Origin of the sequence: Mycobacterium sp. ACS4054 (genome assembly GCF_001667275.1) — a bacterium.
Classification (GTDB): domain Bacteria; phylum Actinomycetota; class Actinomycetes; order Mycobacteriales; family Mycobacteriaceae; genus Mycobacterium.
This window is the reverse complement of record NZ_LZHV01000055.1, coordinates 65,223-84,736: the sequence shown is the minus strand read 5'-3', so window position 1 is coordinate 84,736 and position 19,514 is coordinate 65,223. Positions and strand designations below refer to the sequence as shown.

At 70.3% G+C, this 19,514-nt stretch carries 16 protein-coding genes; 12 read left to right on the top strand and 4 right to left on the bottom strand.

The features are described 5' to 3' along the window. Positions 1-24 precede the first annotated feature (24 nt). The gene (locus A5730_RS15670; RefSeq protein ID WP_067902013.1) at positions 25-273 is read right to left on the bottom strand and encodes a hypothetical protein; all 249 of its coding nucleotides are present in this window, start codon (positions 271-273) and stop codon (positions 25-27) included. Positions 274-455: 182 nt separating this feature from the next. Between A5730_RS15670 and A5730_RS15665 the strand changes: the two genes are divergently transcribed. The 3 genes from A5730_RS15665 to A5730_RS15660 all read left to right on the top strand — a co-directional run bounded on the left by A5730_RS15665 (position 456) and on the right by A5730_RS15660 (position 2,645). Further along, positions 456-1,133: an MspA family porin gene (locus A5730_RS15665; protein WP_231994694.1), complete on the top strand. Its 678-nt coding sequence runs from the start codon at positions 456-458 to the stop codon at positions 1,131-1,133. A gap of 512 nt (positions 1,134-1,645) precedes the next feature. Continuing rightward, a complete protein-coding gene (locus tag A5730_RS24765) occupies positions 1,646-2,035 on the top strand; it encodes a hypothetical protein (RefSeq protein WP_156745826.1) in 390 nt (129 codons plus the stop codon). Positions 2,036-2,171: 136 nt separating this feature from the next. Beyond that, positions 2,172-2,645, top strand: a complete 474-nt coding sequence (locus A5730_RS15660; RefSeq protein WP_156745825.1) for a hypothetical protein — start codon at positions 2,172-2,174, stop codon at positions 2,643-2,645. Between the two features lie 125 nt (positions 2,646-2,770). Here the strand turns inward: A5730_RS15660 and A5730_RS15655 are convergent, their stop codons facing one another. Further along, a complete protein-coding gene (locus A5730_RS15655; protein WP_067902009.1) occupies positions 2,771-4,213 on the bottom strand; it encodes an HNH endonuclease signature motif containing protein in 1,443 nt (480 codons plus the stop codon). A 345-nt stretch (positions 4,214-4,558) separates the two neighbouring features. Here A5730_RS15655 and A5730_RS15650 point away from each other — a divergent pair, with 345 nt between their 5' ends. The 9 genes from A5730_RS15650 (at position 4,559) to A5730_RS15610 (ending at position 15,295) form a co-directional block, all read left to right on the top strand. Beyond that, positions 4,559-5,038, top strand: a complete 480-nt coding sequence (locus tag A5730_RS15650; RefSeq protein WP_067902007.1) for a hypothetical protein — start codon at positions 4,559-4,561, stop codon at positions 5,036-5,038. A gap of 5 nt (positions 5,039-5,043) precedes the next feature. Next, the gene (locus A5730_RS15645) at positions 5,044-5,790 is read left to right on the top strand and encodes a gluconate 2-dehydrogenase subunit 3 family protein (protein ID WP_067902005.1); all 747 of its coding nucleotides are present in this window, start codon (positions 5,044-5,046) and stop codon (positions 5,788-5,790) included. Then, the gene (locus tag A5730_RS15640) at positions 5,790-7,493 is read left to right on the top strand and encodes a GMC family oxidoreductase (protein ID WP_067902003.1); all 1,704 of its coding nucleotides are present in this window, start codon (positions 5,790-5,792) and stop codon (positions 7,491-7,493) included. Before A5730_RS15645 ends, A5730_RS15640 begins: the two co-directional genes overlap by 1 nt. 13 nt (positions 7,494-7,506) lie before the next feature. Beyond that, positions 7,507-9,276 carry a glycoside hydrolase family 15 protein gene (locus tag A5730_RS15635; RefSeq protein WP_369829888.1) on the top strand — a complete coding sequence of 590 codons (1,770 nt, stop codon included), beginning with the start codon at positions 7,507-7,509 and terminating at the stop codon, positions 9,274-9,276. 18 nt (positions 9,277-9,294) lie between these two features. Next, positions 9,295-10,302 (top strand): SDR family oxidoreductase, encoded by a 1,008-nt coding sequence (locus tag A5730_RS15630; protein WP_197506272.1) that lies wholly within the window; start codon positions 9,295-9,297, stop codon positions 10,300-10,302. Further along, the gene (locus A5730_RS15625; RefSeq protein WP_067902174.1) at positions 10,299-11,405 is read left to right on the top strand and encodes an enolase C-terminal domain-like protein; all 1,107 of its coding nucleotides are present in this window, start codon (positions 10,299-10,301) and stop codon (positions 11,403-11,405) included. Before A5730_RS15630 ends, A5730_RS15625 begins: the two co-directional genes overlap by 4 nt. Positions 11,406-11,491: 86 nt before the next feature. Then, positions 11,492-12,211 (top strand): PAS and ANTAR domain-containing protein, encoded by a 720-nt coding sequence (locus A5730_RS15620; protein WP_067901989.1) that lies wholly within the window; start codon positions 11,492-11,494, stop codon positions 12,209-12,211. Between the two features lie 19 nt (positions 12,212-12,230). Further along, positions 12,231-14,003, top strand: a complete 1,773-nt coding sequence (locus A5730_RS15615; RefSeq protein ID WP_067901982.1) for an ABC-F family ATP-binding cassette domain-containing protein — start codon at positions 12,231-12,233, stop codon at positions 14,001-14,003. A gap of 5 nt (positions 14,004-14,008) precedes the next feature. Beyond that, on the top strand, positions 14,009-15,295 hold the full coding sequence (locus A5730_RS15610; RefSeq protein WP_156745830.1) for a cytochrome P450: 1,287 nt from the start codon (positions 14,009-14,011) through the stop codon (positions 15,293-15,295). Here A5730_RS15610 and A5730_RS15605 read toward each other — a convergent pair. Continuing rightward, positions 15,278-16,339 (bottom strand): type III polyketide synthase, encoded by a 1,062-nt coding sequence (locus tag A5730_RS15605; protein ID WP_067823268.1) that lies wholly within the window; start codon positions 16,337-16,339, stop codon positions 15,278-15,280. The genes A5730_RS15610 and A5730_RS15605 overlap by 18 nt on opposite strands. 124 nt (positions 16,340-16,463) lie before the next feature. Continuing rightward, positions 16,464-19,514 carry a type I polyketide synthase gene (locus A5730_RS15600; protein WP_067901977.1) on the bottom strand — a complete coding sequence of 1,017 codons (3,051 nt, stop codon included), beginning with the start codon at positions 19,512-19,514 and terminating at the stop codon, positions 16,464-16,466.

The following is a 19,514-nucleotide window of genomic DNA, read 5'->3' as shown; positions in this document are numbered from 1 at the left end:
AGGCGATTTGCCCGGGCGCGGGGTCTAGTGGCAGTGCGCGAATCGATTCTCGCAATACATGCCGACGGCGTTCGACCCCTTCGAGGGCTTGGCTTCGTCGGACGGATCGACCGTCAGCGCGGGGGTCGAGGTCACCAGTTGGTCGAGGAGTGACGGCCCCGGCGCCCCGAAGACATCCGAATCCGCGCGCGCGACGCCGGCGTTGCCGATCAGCGTCATCACGCCCACCGCCGCGGCCAGCAGCAGTCCCCGGGCGCAGGCCTGAGTTTTCATCGCCGCACTCCTGTCGTCCCCTGGCTTCAAACTGACGATTCTACCGGCGCGGCGAACAGGGTGGATGCGGGATTTCCGGTCCCATAACGGTCACGAACACACAACGACTTCGGTGAGACGGCCAGCAAATTTCGCGACCGTGGTCCGGCCGTACCTACGGTGTCGACGTGTGGCCGGTAGCCGTGGTCGTTCGTCGCGCCGCGATCCTCGCGCTGTGCGTCGTCATGTCGGCGATCATGGCGCCGCGGACGCTGGCCGACCCCGACGCCGAAGACGCCGCCGCCACCTCCGCCACGACATCCGATGAAGGGCGGATTCCCTCGTCCGACCCGGTGACCTTCACGACGCCCGAGGGCTGGGTCTTGGCCCTCGGGGCGAAGGATGAGTCGCAGACTCCGATAGCGCCGCTGACGACCGCGGTCTCCTCTCGCGAATATCTGTCCCGCGGAACATTCGCCGCTTCGCTGGAAGGGCTCGAAAATCCCGCCGGCGTCCTCGAGGTGGGTTACGAGATCGGCTGCGGGATCGACATGAGCACGTCCAACGGCGTCACCATGGCGGGCAGCGCCGGCATCAACCCGGGCATCGGCTTCCCGTTGGCCGGGGGTCTCATCCCGCTGGTGACCACGCCGTTCAACGGGGTGATCACCGTCGGCCTCAAACCCGGCGTGATCCTCGTCGTGCCGGTAACCAGGAAGGAATTCAAGGGCCCACATCCCCGGGTCATCATCACCGGCTTCCACGTCAAAATCGATGGCTGCGTGGGTCAGTCGTTCATCCGGTCCTACGCCACCCTGACTCAGCAGACGGACGAATCCGACGTGGTGCTCTCCTACGTCGGCGTCACCAAATCCGTCTGACCGTGGCACGTTCCCCGGCTTAGACTTCCGCAATGTTCTCGGAGACGCGCTACGCGATGAACGGGGACTTGCGCGTCGCCTATCGCGCGTCGCCGCCCGGTGCTCGCGACATCGTGTTCGTCCCGAACGGCCTGCGTCGTCCGGCGGTGCGGTGCGTGCGGGTTCGCTTGCGCCGCAGCAGCATCCGGTGCGCTCGCCGCAGCTCTCAACGGCCGATTAGACCGGGGCTCGCCGACGTAGGTGCGTCCGTCGGGCAGCCGCCAGATCGGCGTGCCGTCGGGCAGCTGTAGAAAGCGCCCGCCCCAGCAAATGCTGGTGCCGACTGGCTAACACTTCAGTCGAGATACGCCGACCGCTCGTACTGGCGAGGCGGCGCAAGGACCGCGCAAGGATGACGCAAGGCAGCTGCCAGATTCTTTCCACAAACGGCCGTCACAGGCGGGCACCCGAACCATCCGCTCCTGGCACGGCGCACCCAGACCCAAAGCTGTGCATACGGAAAGGACACCTACATGACCACGATTGCGTGTCTCCAACGGGCGATGACAATCACGAAGCTCGCGGCGATCGCCTCGGCGACCGTTGCGGCAACCATCGGCATGGCGGGCGCCGCACATGCAGATGACAGCTACGACTTTCAGTCCCCGTCGGGGAACATCGGCTGTTCGTTGAATACACACGGAGCCTCGTGCGAGGTCCTGAACTACACATGGTTCATTCCGCGCCCCCCGGACTACCAGATGGGTGGGCGGGGCAACATCTTCGTCCTCGGTGCAGGCAGTGCACCGGTCGCTGGTGTCTGGCATTCAGATCACCAATTTCCCGACGGCTCACCGACGCTCAACTACGGTCATCGCGCACTGCCGGCACGATCACGTGCGATAGCGAGAGCGCAGGCATGAGGTGCACCGACTCCAGCACCGGGCACTTCTTCCTGGTGTCACGGGAGACCTACCAGGTTGGCTGATCAAGTTACTTGCAGATCGAACTGTCGTAGCGTTCTTGGTGCGAGCAAATACCCCAGAAGGGACATTCACCATGCCGAAAATTGCTGGCCGCTCTATCGTGGCCCTCATTTCAGCGGCGGCCGCCCTCATTGCGAGTGCCGCGGTCGCCATCGCCGATCCGGCGGATAACACGCCGATGCAGACCGCGCGCGGCGACTACGTCGGAAAGTGGCAGAGGCACGAAAGCATGATGACGATCGCGCCCGACGGCACCGGGACGATCCTGCTCGGCTCCAGCGCCCGCGACGGCGAGAAGTGGACCATGCGCTGGACACAGGGCGAGGGCATAGGTCTGGCGATCAAGTTGGACCAGCGCATCGGTGTCTGGGGCGACGGAATGAACGGCACCCTCAACGAGCGGACCGCGTGGAAAGCCGAGCTCGTCGTGTCTCCAGACGGGGTCACCGTCCTCCACCTAGCCGACAACGACGCCCAACTCAGCGATGCGAACGCAGGTGACATCTGGTGCGGCAAGTATGGCCCCAGCCGCTACTGCGGCGCCTGACGAGCGTCGCAGACCCCAACTTTTCGCGACCTGGTGATCGGCTCCGGCCTGCAGTTCGAGGACCGCGGTACGCACCAGCTCAAGGGCGTGCCGGGTGAGTGGCGGCTTTTCGCCGTCGCTTCTGGCTAGAAGGGCGGCGGGTCGTCGTCGGGTGGGGCAGGTCCAATTCCGCTGGCGGCGTTGGTTTTTCGTGCCAGCCGGGCGTCGCGGTTGTGTCGGCGCTCGACGGCGACCCGGTGGGCGCGGTTCTGGGCGCGGGTTCGGTTGCGCCGCGGCATCATTGCGGTGCGCTCGCCGCAGCGCTCTACGGCCGGGTGGACCGGGGCGTCGCCGGTTGGCGCGCACAGGCCGGGGAACAACAGCGCGCTGCCCGGGGTGGTGACGTAGGTGTGCCCGCCGGGCAACCGCCAGATCATCGTGCCGTCGGGCAGCTGCTGATCGCGCCAGCCCCAGAACGTTTTCAGCAAATGATGTTGGCGGCACAGACATTTCAGGTTCGACGGATGCGTCGCCCCACCCTCGGCGTACGGGACCGTATGGTCGATGTCGCAGTCGACGGCCGGGCGATCGCATCCGGGCGCCCGGCAGGTCAGGTCCCGGCACCGCACGAAGTCGGCCAGCTTGGCCGAGGGAATGTAGCGCGGCTCGGCCTGCGCCGGGGCGCTCAGCGGCACCAGTTTGGCCGTGCGCGCCAGTTCAGCGATCACCTCGGCCGGCACGAGCCCCTCAACGCCGGGCAGCACACCCGGGGCCGCGCCGCGGCCACCGACCGTGGCCTGCTCGGCGACCACATGGATCACCACATTGGTCGCGGTGCGCCCACCGGCGTCGCAGCCCGGCGTCCCGCACTGACAGCCCAACCGATCCGCACCGGCGGCCAGCGCCCCGAGCGCATCGGCCCGCCGCTGCCGCTGGGTGCGCGGATCGGCGCCACACACGCCGGCGGCCAACTCGTCCAGCCGCCGATCCAGGGCATGCCCGTCGGCGCCGAACACGCTGCCCGTCAGCCACGCCATCCCCGACTCATTGGCTTGCACGTCGACAAAGCGATCGTCGATCGCCTCCTTGGCCCGGCGCACCGCGTCGGCGTCCACCAGCGCCACCACCCGGTCGACCGCCGCGCCCAACCCGCCGCGGGTCAGTGACGGCCGCCGCGATAGCAGCGCCGCGACACGCGCGTCCACCCGCTCCAACACCCCGGCATCGGTGACCAGGTCGGTGCGGAAGACGATCGTCTGAAACGCCCGATAGTCGATGTCCCCGGCCTGGAACGCCTTGCCCACCTGCGGCAGCCGCTCACGCATCGCCATCGCATACCGCAGATAGCTGTGCGCCATCGCCAGACTGCAGCCCAACGCCGCGCCCACCTCCGCGGCCACCGCATCCCACGCGTCGGCCGCCCAGTCCGCCCGCTCCCCCGACTCCCGGCAGCGGAGCACCAGCAAGTCCGCGACCGCCACCAAACGTTCCGCGGCCGCCCCCCCCTCCGCCCGCCCGGCGTCCCGCATGCGACCCAGTAGGACCGCCGGCTCCGGCGGTGGACGCGACGCTTGCCATTGTTCGAACATGTGTTCGATACTACACGGGCGGCCCGACAACACGCCACCATCCGACACCGAGCGGACTGTTTACAACATCGGGGATCGGGTACGCACCCGGTGCGCCTCGGTCACGACGCGCCGTCGGGACCACTTCGGTTGAAACACACAGCTGGGCGTGCCAGCTTTCTGGGCCGGTCATCGCGAGTCGTCATCGCGCGGTGGCCGCTCGGGCGTGTTTCGTTTCTCCACGTGAGGTGACGCATGGGCAATAGGGCAACTCGCCAGGCTCGGCACCCGAAACTTCTTCTTTTGCAACCTATTTCGCACGGTCATCGGCGACTCCAGTAACTGACCCGTCAGGAAGGAATCCAGATGTTGTTGTTAGGCAACGGCGGACGGCGCGCAGGCGAGGCCGAACACCTCACCGAGCGGGCGTTCTACAACGTCGCGCACGGTCGCTTCGAACGCTCGCTGTCCGGGCTGACGGCCATTGCGGCCGCGGTCACGACGGCGGAAATCTATTTCGAGCACTACAAGGCGAGTTTCGGCAACAAGTGGATGTGGAGCCCGATCGTGGTGACGCCGCCCGTCGTGGTGGCCGGGATCGGCGGGGTCTTCTCGCGCCGCTGGGCCAAACTCTGGCTGCCGATCACGGCGGGCATCTACACCGCCAACGGCCTGCTGGGCGAATACCTGCACGCCCGGGGCGTGGCCCGCAAACCCGGCGGGTGGAAGAACGCGTCCTACAACGTGCCCATGGGCCCACCGATCGTGGCGCCGGGGTTGATGTGCATGGTCGGGGCGATGGGGCTGCTGGCCTCCATCCTGCGGCGCGAACGGTTCCGGGGCTGAGCGCGATGGCCGACACGTCGCGCCCCGATCACCTGCCCAACCTGCGCGCGGATCGCAAACCCCCGCACCCGTCCTGGCTCCCCAAGCAGCGCCGGGGTGTCACGCCCCAGATGATCGGGCGCTACCCGGATTACGACGTGCTGGAGACCATCGACACGTGGGACCAAGCCACCAAGAAGGTGGTGCTGGCCCGGCTGGAACCGCCGGGCCCGCTGCGGTTCTTCACCGCCGAAGAGGAGCCGTGCCTGCGCGCGTTCTGCGACACGGCGCTGGCGCAGGACCGCGAGCCGCGCGTGCCGGTGCCCGAGTCCGTCGACTCCAAGCTCGCCGACGGGCGGCTCGACGGTTACCAGTACGCCGACATGCCCGACGACCGCGACACGTGGCGGCTGGTGCTGCGCGGTCTCGACGAGACCGCCTCCAGCCGCTACGGCCGGGCGTCGTTCGCCGACGCCGACCCCGAGACGCGCGAGGAGATCGTCGATAAGTTCTCCCACGGCGACCTGGACGGCGGTGCCTGGGCGCGCCTGAACGTCAAACGCGCGTGGTCGGTGTGCATGCGAATGGTGTTGTCCGGCTTCTACTCCCACCCCTGGGCCTGGAACGAGATCGGGTTCGGCGGTCCCGCCTACCCGCGCGGCTTCATGCGCCTCGGCGGCGCGACCGGTCCCGCCGCCGCGCGCGAACCGTTCGAGACCCGGGGCGCCACGGACGAAGACCCGGTTCGCGTCGTGCAGCGCGGTGAGCTGTGATGGGCGATCGACTACGCGGGCTGCTCAGAGGAGCGGTCGAGCCGAAGGACAACGATTCGCGGTTCCTGCTCGACGTGCATTCGCGCGACCTGCCGGGTGAAAAGACCATGCGGCGCTACGCCGACGACGACGAGGTCGACCTGGTGGTCGTCGGCGCGGGTGCCGGCGGATCGGTGCTCGCCCAACGGCTGGCGCGCGCGGGCTGGCGGGTGGTGATCCTCGAAGCGGGCCCGTTCTGGCACCCGGACGAGGACTGGGTCTCCGACGAGGCGGGCTCCCACGCCCTCTACTGGACGCAAAAGCGCATCATCGGCGGCGACGACCCAATCGAACTGGGCAAGAACAACTCCGGGCGGGGCGTGGGCGGTTCGATGGTCCACTACGCGGGCTACACCCCGCGCTTCCATCCCAGCGACCTGCAGACCTACACCCTCGACGGGGTGGGGGCGGATTGGCCGATCGATTACGAGGACATCCGCCCGCACTACGAGCGCATCGAGCTGGAGTTGCCGGTGGCCGGGCAGAACTGGCCCTGGGGTTATCCCCATCGGTATTCCTTCTCGCCCCATCCGATTTCGGGCGCCGCGGCAAAGCTGTGGCGGGGCGCCATGCAGCTCGGCATCGAGATGCGGGTCGGGCCCGTCGGCATCGTCAACGGCACCTTCGGTAACCGCCCGCACTGCATCTACCGCGGCTACTGCCTGCAGGGCTGCAAGGTCAACGCCAAGGCCAGCCCGTACGTCACGCACCTGCCCGATGCGCTGGCGCACTCGGTGGAGATCCGCGCCAACTGCATGGCCGCCCGGGTCGAGCTCGACGAGACCGGCGCCGCGCGCGGGGTGGTCTACTACGACGAGGCCGGCGGCACCGAACGGCTGCAGCGGGCCAAGGTCGTCGCGATCGCCGGGTATTCCATCGAGACCCCGCGCCTGCTGCTCAACTCGGCCAGCGAGCGGTTCCCAAACGGTTTGGGCAACAACGACGATCAGGTCGGCCGCTACGTCATGGTGCAGGGCGCCACGCAGTCCGCGGGCCGATGGTCCGAAGAGGTCCGGATGTACAAGGCCCCACCGCCGGAGGTGTCCTCGGAGCAGTTCTACGAGACCGACGCGTCGCGGGGGTTCGCCCGCGGCTTCGCCATCCAGACCGTGTCCCCGATGCCGATAGGCTGGGCCGAACACGTTCTCGCCGACGGGCATTGGGGCCGGGCGTTGCGGGAGTACATGCGCGACTACAACCACTGGGCCACCATCGGCGTGCTGAACGAGCTGTTGCCGCAGCCGGACAACCGCGTCACGCTCGCGGACGAGACCGACCACTACGGCCTTCCGGTGGCGCGATTCGACTACACGCTGTGCGACAACGACAAGGCCAACATGGCCTACTCCACCAAGGTGATCGGCGACATCCTGCACGCGGCCGGCGCCCAGGACGTGCTGACCATCGAGCGGTTCGCCCACCTGATCGGCGGGGCCCGCATGGGCACCCGCCCGGACAACTCGGTGGTCGACGCCGATCACCGGGTGTGGGGCGTTCCCAACGTGTTCCTCGCCGACGGCTCGGTGTGCCCGACGCAGGGCTCGGCGAACCCCGCGTTGACCATCATGGCGTTGGCCTCGCGGCTGGCCGAACGGATGGCGACCGGGAAGATCCGCAGCGACGCCCCGGCGAGGCGGCCCTCGGAGGCCGGGGTCCGTGGCTGACCGCACGATCGACATGGAGGCGACCTACTCGCCCCGGGTGTTGCGCGAGTACGCGCTGCTCGCCGACGGCGAGCGCGGCGCCCTGGTCGGCCCCCAGGGCGACGTCGCATGGATGTGCGCGCCGCGCTGGGATTCCGACGCCGTCTTCTCCAACCTCATCGGTGGCGGCGGGGTGTACGCGGTCACGCCGACCGACGTGCGGCACGTCTGGGGCGGCTATTACGAGCCGGGCAGCCTGATCTGGCGCAATCGCTGGATCACCCGCGACGGCATCGTGGAATGCCGTGAGGCGCTGGCCTTTCCGGGCGACCCGGACCGGGTGGTGCTGCTGCGCCGCCTGCTGGGCTGCCGCGGGACCGCTCGCGTGCGGGTGGTGCTGCAGCCGAGCGCGGGGTTCGGCCGGCACGGCGCCGGTGACCTGAGCGTCGACGACGGGGTGTGGAGCGGGAAGTCGGGACGGTTGCGGTGGCGCTGGCTCGGCGGTTGCGACGCGCGCGCGGTCAAGGGCCACGGCCGCGGCGAACTGCTCACCTGCGAGATCACCGTCGACGAGGGCGGTCAGCACGATTTGGTGCTGGAGCTCTCCGAGCGCGCGCTGCCCGAGCGGCCGCAGGACCCCGACATCGCCTGGGACGCAACGGAGGCCGCGTGGCACCGCAGCATGCCGGAGCTGAACTGCACCATCGCCCCCCGCGACGGGCGGCACTCCTACGCGGTGCTGCGCGGGCTGACCAGCAGTGGTGGCGGCATGGTCGCCGCGGCCACGATGAGCCTGCCCGAACGCGCGCACTCCAACCGGAACTACGACTACCGCTACGCGTGGATCCGGGACCAGGTCTACGCCGGCGTCGCCGCCGCGACCGTCGGGGCGACCGAATTGCTGGACGGGGCGGTCGGATTCGTGGGTGCCCGGTTGCTCGAACACGGGCCCGACCTCAAGCCCGCGTACACCGTCACCGGGCAGAGCGTGCCGGCCGAGGAAACCCTCGACCTGCCCGGCTACCCGGGCGGCAGCGACAAGGTGGGCAACTGGGTGAATCAGCAATTCCAGCTCGATGTGTTCGGGGAGGCGCTGCAGCTGCTGGCCCGGGCGGGTGACGCCGGCCGGCTCGACCCGGAGGGCTGGCGGGCCGCGCAGACCGCCATCGGGGCGATCGAAAAGCGCTGGCGCGAACCGGATGCCGGCATCTGGGAGATCGACGACGAGCACTGGACGCAGTCCCGCCTGGCCTGCGTGGCCGGGCTGCGCGCCATCGCCAAGGTGGCGGGCGGCGGCCACGAGGTGGCCGCCTGCGCCTCGCTGGCCGACGCCATCCTGGCCGAGACCGCCGCCACCGGCCTGCACCCGCAGGGCGGTTACTGGCAACGCAGCCCGCGGCTGGCCGGGGTCGACGCGTCGCTGCTGCTGGCGCCCGTGCGCGGCGCCGTGCCCGCCGACGACGCGCGCACCCGCGCGACCCTGGACGCCGTGCGCACGCAACTCACCGACGACGGGTTCGTGTACCGCTTCCGGCACGACGAGCGCGACCTGGGCGACGCCGAGGGGGCGTTTCTGCTCTGCGGATTCATGATGGCGCTCGCCGAACACCAACTGGGACACGCGCATTGCGCGGTGCGCTGGTTCGAACGCAACCGCGCCGCCTGCGGGCCGCCCGGACTGTTCTGCGAGGAATACGACGTCCGGCAGCGCCAGCTGCGCGGCAACCTCCCCCAGGCATTCGCGCACGCGCTGATGCTCGAATGCACGGCCACCCTCGCCGACGACCGCGTCCACCATGACTGATCGGAAAGGGGATTTGCAGTGACGCAGACAGTGGTTATCACCGGGGCCAGCGCGGGAATCGGCCGCGCCACCGCCCAATTGTTCGGGCAGCGGGGGGCGAACGTCGCCCTGCTGGCCCGCGGATCCGCCGGTCTCGACGGCGCCGCCCGCGACGTCGAATCCGGTGGCGGCAAGGCGCTGACCATCCCCACCGACGTGGCCGACCACGCGGCCGTTGTCGCCGCCGCCGACGAGACCGAGTCCGCCTTCGGCCCCATCGACGTGTGGGTCAATGTCGCCTTCACGTCCGTGTTCGCACCGTTCAGCGAGATCAGCGCCGAGGAGTTCAAACGCGTGACCGAGGTGTCCTATCTGGGCTACGTGCACGGCACCATGGCGGCGCTGGCCAAGATGCGCCCGCGCAACCGCGGCACCATCGTGCAGGTCGGCTCGGCGCTCAGCCAGCGGTCCATCCCGCTGCAGTCGGCCTACTGCGGCGCCAAGCACGCCATCAACGGGTTCACCGAATCGGTGCGCTGCGAGCTGCTGCACGAGGGTTCGAAGGTGCGGATCACCGTGGCCCAGATGCCCGCGGTCAACACCCCGCAGTTCTCCTGGGTGCTGTCCCGGTTGCCGCGCCACCCCCAGCCCGTGCCGCCGATCTATCAGCCCGAGGTGGCCGCCCGCGGCGTCCTGTACGCCGCCGATCATCCTGGGCGCAAACAGTATTGGGTCGGCGACAGCACCATGGTGACGCTGCTGGCGCAGAAGTTCGTCGCGCCGCTGCTGGACCGCTACCTGGGCCGCACCGGATACGACTCGCAGCAGACCGACCAGCCCGTCGGCGCGGGGCGGCCGCACAACCTGTGGCAGCCGCAAGACGAAGAGCCGGGCAGCGACCACGGCGCCCACGGCGGGTTCGACGCCAACTCCCACGCGCTGAGCCCGCAGTTGTGGGCGTCGCAGCACCCGGCCGTCAGCGGCGCCGGCGCGCTCGGCGCGGCCGGGCTGGGCGCGTGGCTCGCGGCGCGCCGGTGGACCCGATGAGCGTCGACGCCCGCATCGACGAGGTCAGCGCGCGGGTCTACGAAATCCCGACCGACGCACCGGAAGCCGACGGCACGCTGTCCTGGTCGTCGACCACCCTGGTGCTGGCCGAGGTGGCGGCGGGCGGCCGGCGCGGGATCGGCTACACCTACGCCGACGGCGCGTGCGCACCCCTGATCAACGGGCCGCTCGCCGGCGAGATCACCGGGCATGGCGCCCTCGACGTCCCAGGGCGGTGGCAGGCGATGGTGCGGGCGATGCGCAACAACGGGCGCCCCGGGCTGGTGTCGTGCGCGATCTCGGCCGTCGACGCCGCGCTGTGGGACCTCAAGGGGAAGCTGCTGGGCCTTCCCGTGTGCCGGCTGCTCGGCATGGCGCACGACGCGGTGCCGATCTACGGCAGCGGCGGCTTCACCACCTATGACGAGGGCACCACCCGCGCCCAGCTGGAGCGCTGGGTCGACGAGTGGAACATCCCGCGCGTCAAGATCAAGATCGGCGAGTCGTGGGGCTCCGACGAGCGTCGCGACCTCGATCGAATCGCCCTGTCGCGCAAGGCGATCGGGTCGGACGTCGAACTGTACGTCGACGCCAACGGCGGTTACCGGCGCAAGCAGGCGATCCGGATGGCCCACGCGATGGCCGACCACGACGTCACCTGGTTCGAGGAGCCGGTGTCCTCCGACGACCTCGCCGGGTTACGGGAGGTGCGCGACCAGGTGACGCCGGACGTCGCCGCCGGCGAGTACGGCTACGACCTGGCCTACTTCAACCGGATGCTCGCCACGGGCGCGGTCGACTGCCTGCAAATCGACGTGACGCGGTGCGGCGGCATCACCGACTGGCTGCGCGCCGCGGCCGTGGCGGCCGCCCACAACGTCGACGTGTCGGGGCACTGCGCCCCGAACCTGCACGCGCACGTGGCGTCCGCGATCCCCAACCTGCGGCACCTGGAGTACTTCCACGACCACCACCGCATCGAGCACATGCTGTTCGACGGAGCGCTGGCCCCCGACGGCGGCGCGTTGCGTCCGGATCAATGCCGGCCCGGCCTGGGCCTCGAGTTCAAACACGCCGACGCCGAGCCGTACCGGAAAGCCTGATAAAAGCCTGATAGATGAATGGCTTCGCGGAAAAGTGGGCATTGATACCCCGAGGACATAGTTACGCATCTGAAAGGCCACGCGTGATGAACGTGAACTTTGAAGATGAAGCCATTCAACGGCGCAACGGCGAGGCCGCCCGCGACGCGGGCGCGTGCGAGGCGCTCATGTCCGACGCGGTCGAACGGGAAGACCTCAACGCGGTCGACCTGGTGTTGGGCCTCGGCGACCCGCAGAGCGTCGGCCGCTTCCGGTTCTTCCTGGCCGACCACCGCTGGGAGTGGTCGGACGCGGTCGCCCGGATGCACGGGTACCGGCCGGGCCAGGTCGAGCCCACCACGGACCTGTTCCTGAAGCACAAGCACCCCGACGACCGCGAGCACGTCGCCGCCGTCCTGGACCGGGTGCTGCGGGGCAAGCCGTTCAGCAGCCGGCACCGCATCATCGACGCCGACGGGCACACCCACTGCGTCGTCGTCGCGGGCGACCGGACGGTCGACGACCACGGCACCGTGATCGGCACGTCCGGGTTCTACGTCGACGTCACCGACTCCTTGCACTCCGACATCACCGACGTCCTGTCGGCGGTGGCCGACGCGCGCGCCCGGATCGAACAGGCGAAGGGCGTGCTGATGGCCGCCTACGGGATCACCGCGGAGCGGGCGTTCGACATCCTGGTGTGGCGTTCCCAGGAAACCAACCTGAAGGTGCGCGACCTCGCCAGCCGCTTCCTGGACGCGGTGGCCAGCACGGCGTCGGCGGAGACGCAGAGCGCGATCGACCGGGCGCTGCTGACCCTGGGATAGCCGCAGTAGGGTCGGGCCAGTGGCGCACCTATTGGGAGCCGAGGCCATCCGCCTCGAATATCCGACCCAGCTGGTATTCGAATCGGTCACGCTGGGCGTGAACGACGGCGCGCGCATCGGGATCGTCGGGCGCAACGGCGACGGCAAGTCCAGCCTGCTGCGGCTGCTGACCGGCGAGCTGCGGCCGGATTCGGGCCGCGTGACCCGGCGCAGCGGCGTGCGGGTCGGCGCGCTGAGCCAGGCGGACACCCTGGACCCGGCCGGCACGGTGGGCTGGACGCTGGTGGGCGACGCGGCCGAACACCAGTGGGCGGGCGACGCGCGGGTCCGCGACGTGGTCGGCGGCCTGGCGTCCGACATCGATTGGAACGCACAGATCTCCACGCTCAGCGGCGGCCAGCGCAGGCGGGTCCAGCTGGCCCGGCTGCTGGTGGGCGACTGGGACGTCATCGCGCTCGACGAGCCCACCAACCACCTGGACATCGAGGGCATCACCTGGCTGGCCGAGCATCTCCGCCAGCGCTGGGCCCGCAACACCGGCGGGCTGCTGCTGGTGACGCACGACCGCTGGTTCCTCGACGAGGTCGCCACCACGACGTGGGAGGTGCACGACGGGATCGTGGAGCCGTTCGAGGGCGGCTACGCGGCCTACGTGTTGCAGCGTGTCGAGCGCGACCGGCTGGCCGCCACGGCGGAGGCCAAGCGGCAGAACCTGATGCGCAAGGAGCTGGCCTGGTTGCGCCGCGGCGCGCCGGCGCGGACGTCGAAGCCGAAATTCCGCATCGAGGCGGCCAACCAGCTGATCGCGGACGTGCCGCCGCTGCGCAACACCGTCGAGCTGGCCAAGCTGGCGACGGCCCGGCTCGGCAAGGACGTCATCGACCTGCTCGACGTGTCGGTCGCCTTCGCGGGGCGCCCGGTGCTGCGCGACGTCGAGTGGCGGATCGCCCCGGGCGAACGCACCGGCATCGTCGGCGCCAACGGCGCCGGGAAGTCGACGCTGCTGGGGCTGATCGCGGGCAGCATCACCCCGGACACCGGGCGCGTCAAGCGCGGCAAGACGGTGCGGCTGGCCGTGCTCGACCAGCAGGGCGACGCCCTGGCCGGACTCGCCGACGACCGCATCGCCGACGTGCTGGGCCGGCTGCGGGGCGGGTACGAGGTCGAGGGGCGCGAGGTGACGCCGGCCCAGCTGCTGGAGCGGCTGGGATTCGCCGGCGGCCAGCTCTCCGCCCGGATCGGCGAGCTCTCCGGCGGCCAGCGGCGGCGGCTGCAGCTGATGCTCACGCTGCTGTCCGAGCCCAACGTGTTGCTCCTGGACGAGCCGACCAACGACGTCGACACCGACATGCTGACCGCCACCGAGGACCTGCTCGACTCGTGGCCGGGCACCCTGATCGTCGTCTCCCACGACCGCTACCTGCTGGAGCGGATCACCGATCAGCAGTACGCCATCCTCGACGGCCGGTTGCGGCACCTCCCCGGCGGGATCGACGAGTACCTGCGGCTGGCGGCCGAGCGGACCGCGGCGCCGGCGGCGAAGCGGGATTCGACTCCTGAGAATGCCATGTCCGGGGCCCGGCGCCGGGCCGCGGAGAAGGAGCTGGCCGGCGTCGACCGCCAGCTCGCCCGCCTGGCCGACCGGATCGCCGACAAACACCACGAACTGGCCGAGCACGATCAGTCGGACCACGTCGGCATCAACCGGCTCACCCAGGAATTGCGGGCGCTCGAGGACGAGGTCGCCTCGACGGAGAGCCGCTGGCTGGATCTGTCGGAGGCGCTGGAATGAAACCGGTGACCTACCGGCCCGGTGAGGCGCTGCTGGCGTTGTACCGGCGGCGCGGCGCGGTGATCGACGCCGGGGTCGGCCGGTACGGCTACACCTACCTGCTGGGCGCCGAGGCGAACAAGTTCGTGTTCGCCAACGCCGACGCGTTCAGCTGGCGGTTGACGTTTCAGAACCTCGCCATCGTCGACGGGCCCACCGCCCTGATCGTCAGCGACGGCGACGACCACCGGCGCCGGCGCAGCGTCGTGGCGCCCGGGCTGCGGCACCGGCAGATCCAGGACTACGTCGCCACCATGGTGTCCAACATCGACGCCGTGATCGACGGCTGGCGGCCCGGGCAGCGGCTGGACATCTACCGGGAGTGCCGTTCCGCGGTGCGGCGCAGCACCGCCGAGAGCCTGTTCGGGCCGCGCCTGGCCGCCCATTCGGACTTCCTGGGGCGGCAACTGCAACCGCTGCTGGACCTGACTCACCAACTGCCGCAGGCGGTTGCGTTACAACAACGACTCAACGCCCCGGCCTGGCGGCGGGCGGTGGCCGCCCGTCGCCGCATCGACGACCTGATCGACGCGCAGATCGCCGCCGCGCGCGCCGAGCCCTCCCCCGACGACCACATGCTGACGATGCTGATCAACGGCCGCGGCGACGAAGGTTATGCGTTGAGCGACAACGAGATCCGCGACGCCGTCATTTCGCTGATCACCGCCGGCTACGAGACCACCAGCGGCGCGCTGGCGTGGGCGATCTACGCGCTGCTGTCCCAGCCGGGCGCGTGGGACACCGCCGCGGGCGAGGTGGCGCGCGTGCTCGACGGACGTCCCCCGGCCGCGGCCGACCTGACGGCGCTGACCTACCTGGGCGGCGTCGTCCACGAAACCCTGCGGCTGTACCCGCCCGGGGTGATCTCGGCGCGCCGGGTGATCCGCGACCTGTCCTTCGACGGCCACCGCATCCCGGCGGGCCGATTGCTGATCTTCAGCCCGTACGTCACGCATCGGATCGCCGAAATCTGGCCGGAGCCAACGCAATTCCGTCCGCAGCGGTGGGATTCCGACGCCCCGGGTTACCGCAAGCCCGCCCCCCACGAGTTCATCCCGTTCAGCGGGGGCCTGCACCGCTGCATCGGCGCGGCCATGGCCACCACCGAGATGACCGTCATGCTGGCCCGCCTGATCGCCCGGACCACGCTGCGCATGCCCGAGCAGCGGATCCGCGCGGCCAACCTTGCGGCCCTGTCCCCCAAGCCGGGGCTGACCGTCGACGTGGTTAGTCGTCTAGCGCCAGCGCAATAAGACGAGCTCGGAGCCGAACCCGGGCCCCAACGCGACCATCAGCCCGGGGCTGCCGCCCGGTGGCGGCTTGGCGATGGTGTCCCGCAGGATGTGCAGCACCGACGCCGAGGACAGGTTCGCGATCTCGCCCAGCGAGCGCCAGGTGAGCTCGAGGGCCTCCGGGGGCAGCTCGAGGCTGTTGCCGATCGCGGTGATGACCTTGGGGCCACCCGGGTGCGCCACCCAGGCGCCGATGTCGTCCTTCGTCAACCCGTGGGCGCCGAGGAGCCGACTGACGTCGTCGGCCAGATGGCGGTCGATGAGGTTCGTCAGCTCCGGCGACATCACCAGGTGCAGCCCGGTCGTATCGACGTTCCAGGCCATGATGTGCAGCGATTCGGGGTAGAGACGGCTGCGCGAATCGACGATGTCCGGCCCGCTGGGGCTCAGCCGCTCGGCGCGGCGGTCGCCGACGGCGACCACGGCCGCGGCCCCGTCGCCGAACATGGCGGTGCCCACCAGGCCCGACACTGTCGGCTTGACCGACGGGAAGGTGAGCGAGCACAGCTCGACCGACACCAGGACCGCGACGCCGTCCGGCGCGCCGCGCAGGTAGTCGTGCAGCCGGCCCACCCCCGCCGCGCCGGCCGCGCAGCCTAGCCCGAACAGCGGCACCCGGCGCACGTCCGGGCGCAGGCCGAGCCGCCCGGCGATGCGCGCGTCCAGCGACGGCACCGCCACGCCGGTGACCGTGGTGGTGGCGATCATGTCGATGTCCTGCGGCTGCAGGCCCGCCTCGTCGAGCGCGTCGAGCAACGCCCGGCAGCCGAGTTCGACGGCGTGTTCGATGAAGACCTCGTTGGCCTCGCCGAAATCGGTGAGCGACGCGTAGCGCTCCAGCGGCAGAACCAGGTGGCGGCTGTTGACCTTGGCGGCGGCGTGCAGCCGCCGAACGATTTCCTCGTGCTCCTTCAGCGCGGGGAATTCGACGAGCTGGTCGGTGATTTCGGCCTGACTGTAGCGGTGCGGCGGCAACGCCCCGAATACGCCCGCGATGACGCTCATGCCCAACCCTTTTGCTTACATCCCAGCTCACACGGGACTTTCGCTAATTTTCGAAGTCTAGGCGGTTCCCGGTGATCCGGCAAAAATTCGCCGTATTCGACATGTGTCTTATTGCGTTGGCATTTCATCGTTTTGCGTCCTCGTCATCGCCGGCGTCAAGGGCCATCGCGATCAACGCCTCGGGGCTCAACGAGTCGATCATGTCGGTGACCGGCACGGCGCCAACGTCTTCCGGCTGGCCGGCGAGCAGCAGGAGTTTGTCGAGCAGTCCGGTTCGTCGCAGCTCCGCGATCGGGATCTTGCGCAGCGCCGACCACAGCTTCTCCTCGTCGGATTCGCCGAGGTCGCCGCGGAAGAGCTGCTGGCGCAGATGCTCGGCCAGCTCCGCGGGAGAGGGGTAGTCGAAGATCAGGGTCCGCGACAGCGCAAGCCCGGTCGCGGTGGTCAGCCGGTTGCGCAGTTCAACGCCGGTGAGCGAATCGAAACCCAGGTCGGCGAAGGCGCGATCGCGGTCGATGGCCCGGCCGTCCGGATGCCCCGACACGGCGGCCGCGTGCTCGCAGACCAGCTCGACCAGCCGCCGGCGCTGCTCACCCGGCTGCAGGGCGTGCAACTGTTCGGCCAGGTCCGGCGATCGGGTCGGCTTGGCGGGCAGCGCATCCCGCGCATCGCCGAGCCAGAACCGTTGGCGGGCAAAGCCATACGTCGGTAGGTCGACCCGCTGCGCCCCCGAGCCGGCGAACACGGCCGGCCAATCGACGGCGACGCCCGCGGTGAACAGCCGGCCGGCCGCGGTCAGCAGCGACGCGACCTCGGGACCGTCCTTGGTCATGGTGACCGCCGAGATCGGCAGGTCGGTAATCAGCGATTGGTCCACCGCCGCGCTCAACCCCCCGCCCGGGCCCACCTCGACGAAGGCCGTGACCCCCCGGGCCTCGGCGGCGCGCACGCCGTCGAGGAAGCGCACGGGGCGGCGCACGTGCTCGACCCAGTAGTCGGCGGACCCGTACCCCGGCCCGGTGGGCTCACCGGAAACGTTGGATACCAAGCACATTCGCGCCGGCTTCGGTTGAATGCCGGCCACCTGTTGGGCGAACTCGTCGAGCATCGGCTCCATCAGCGCCGAATGAAACGCGTGCGAGACCGCAAGCGGATGCGTGCGCCGGCCCGCCAACCGGTCAACGACGGCGCCCACGGCGGCCCGCTCACCGGAAAGGACCACGGCGTTGGGCCCGTTGACCGCCGCGATGCTCGCGCCGCCGCCCAGCAGGGGGGCCACCTCGGCCTCGCCGGCGCCCACCGCCACCATCACCCCGCCGGACGGCAAGCCGGCCATCAGCCGACCCCGGGCCGCCACGATGCGCGCCGCATCGTCCAGCGACAGCACGCCCGCGACACACGCGGCGGTGATCTCCCCGACCGAATGGCCCAGCACCACGTCGGGCGTCACGCCCAGGGACCGCCACAGCGCGGTCAGGGCGATCTCGAGGACGAACAGCGCCGGCTGCGCGAATTCCGTGTTCTGCAACGACTCCCTGTCGGTGCCCCACAGCACCGCGCGCAGCGGCGCCCGCAGCTGGGCGTCCACCGCCGCCGCGGCCTCGTCGAACGCGCGCGCGAAGGCCGGAAACCGTTCGTGGAGTTGGCGTCCCATCCCCAACCACTGCGAGCCCTGGCCGGTGAACACGAACGCCGTCTGCCCCGGCGGCCCGGCCCGGCCGACCACCACGCCGGGCGCCGGCTTCCCCGCAGCCAGGCCGGCCAGGCCGCGCGTCAACGCGTCGCGATCCGCGCCCACCAGCACCGCCCGCTGCTCGAACACCGATCGCGTCGTCGACAACGACCACCCGACGTCCGCCGCGCTGGGCCCCGAGTCGGCCAGGTGTTCCGCCAGCCGGGCCGCCTGGTTGGCCAGGGCCCGCTCCGAGCGGGCCGACAGCACCCACACCGCTCCCGCTTCGTCGTCGCGCGCGCCCGCGGTCGTATTCGGTTGCGCGGGAGCCTGTTCCACGATGACATGCGCGTTCGTGCCACCCATGCCGAACGACGACACCCCGGCGCGGCGCGGGCGCTCGGTTGCAGCCCAGGGCGACGCGGCGGTGTTGACCCGCAAGTGCTCGAGCCCGGGATTCGCGTCGGCGTGGTGCAGGCTCGGCGGAAGCACCGAATTCCGCACGGCCAGTAAGGCCTTCAGCAGCCCCGCGATCCCAGCGGCGGCGCCGGCGTGGCCGATGTTCGTCTTGACCGAGCCCACGTTCACCGGTTGCCCGCGCTCGGCGAACACCTCCCCCAGCGCGCGGGCCTCCACCTCGTCGCCGATTCTCGTGCCGGTGCCATGCGCCTCGATGTAGTCGACGTCGCCGGCGCCCAGGCCGGCGGCGTCGAGCGCCCGCCGGATCACGTCCGCCTCGCCGGAAACCGACGGCACCGTCTGGCCCGCGGCGCTGTGCCCGGCGTTACCGGCGGCGCTTGCGCGGATGACGGCGTGGATGCGGTCGCCGTCGCGCAGGGCGGCCGGCAGCGGCTTCAGCAGCACCAGGCCCCCGCCCTCGCCGCGCACGTAGCCGTCGGCGCGCCGATCGAACGCGTAGGTGTGGCCCGACGACGACAGCGCGCCGAATTCGCGCTCCAGCATTGCCGTTTCGTCGGCCAGGTTGAGGTGGACGCCGCCGGCGAGCGCGAGCGCCGACTCGCCGGCGCGCAGGCTCTCGCAGGCGAGGTGCACGGCGAGCAGCGACGACGACTGCCCGGAGTCGACGGTCAGGCTGGGTCCGCGCAACCCCAACGCGTACGAGATCCTGTTGGCGATCATCCCGCGGCTGATCCCGGCGAAGGAGTGGTGGTCGAGGTTGTCGGCGATGTCGCGCAGCGTGAGGACGGCGTAATCGTCGGCCATCGCCCCGACGTACACCGAAACCGCGGCGCCCCGCATCGTTTCCGGCACCACGAACGCGTCTTCGAAGGCCTCCCAGGCCAGTTCGAGCGCCAGCCGCTGGCGGGGGTCCATCGCGGATGCCTCGCGCGGCGACAGGTTGAAGAAGTCGGCGTCGAACTCCGCGACGTCCCAGGGCAATTGTGTGGCTTCGCGGCTGTCGCGGATGAGCTCCCAGAATTCGCGTGGGTTGGCCGCGCCGGGGAATCGGCAGGCGAGGCCGACGACCGCGACGTCGGGCAT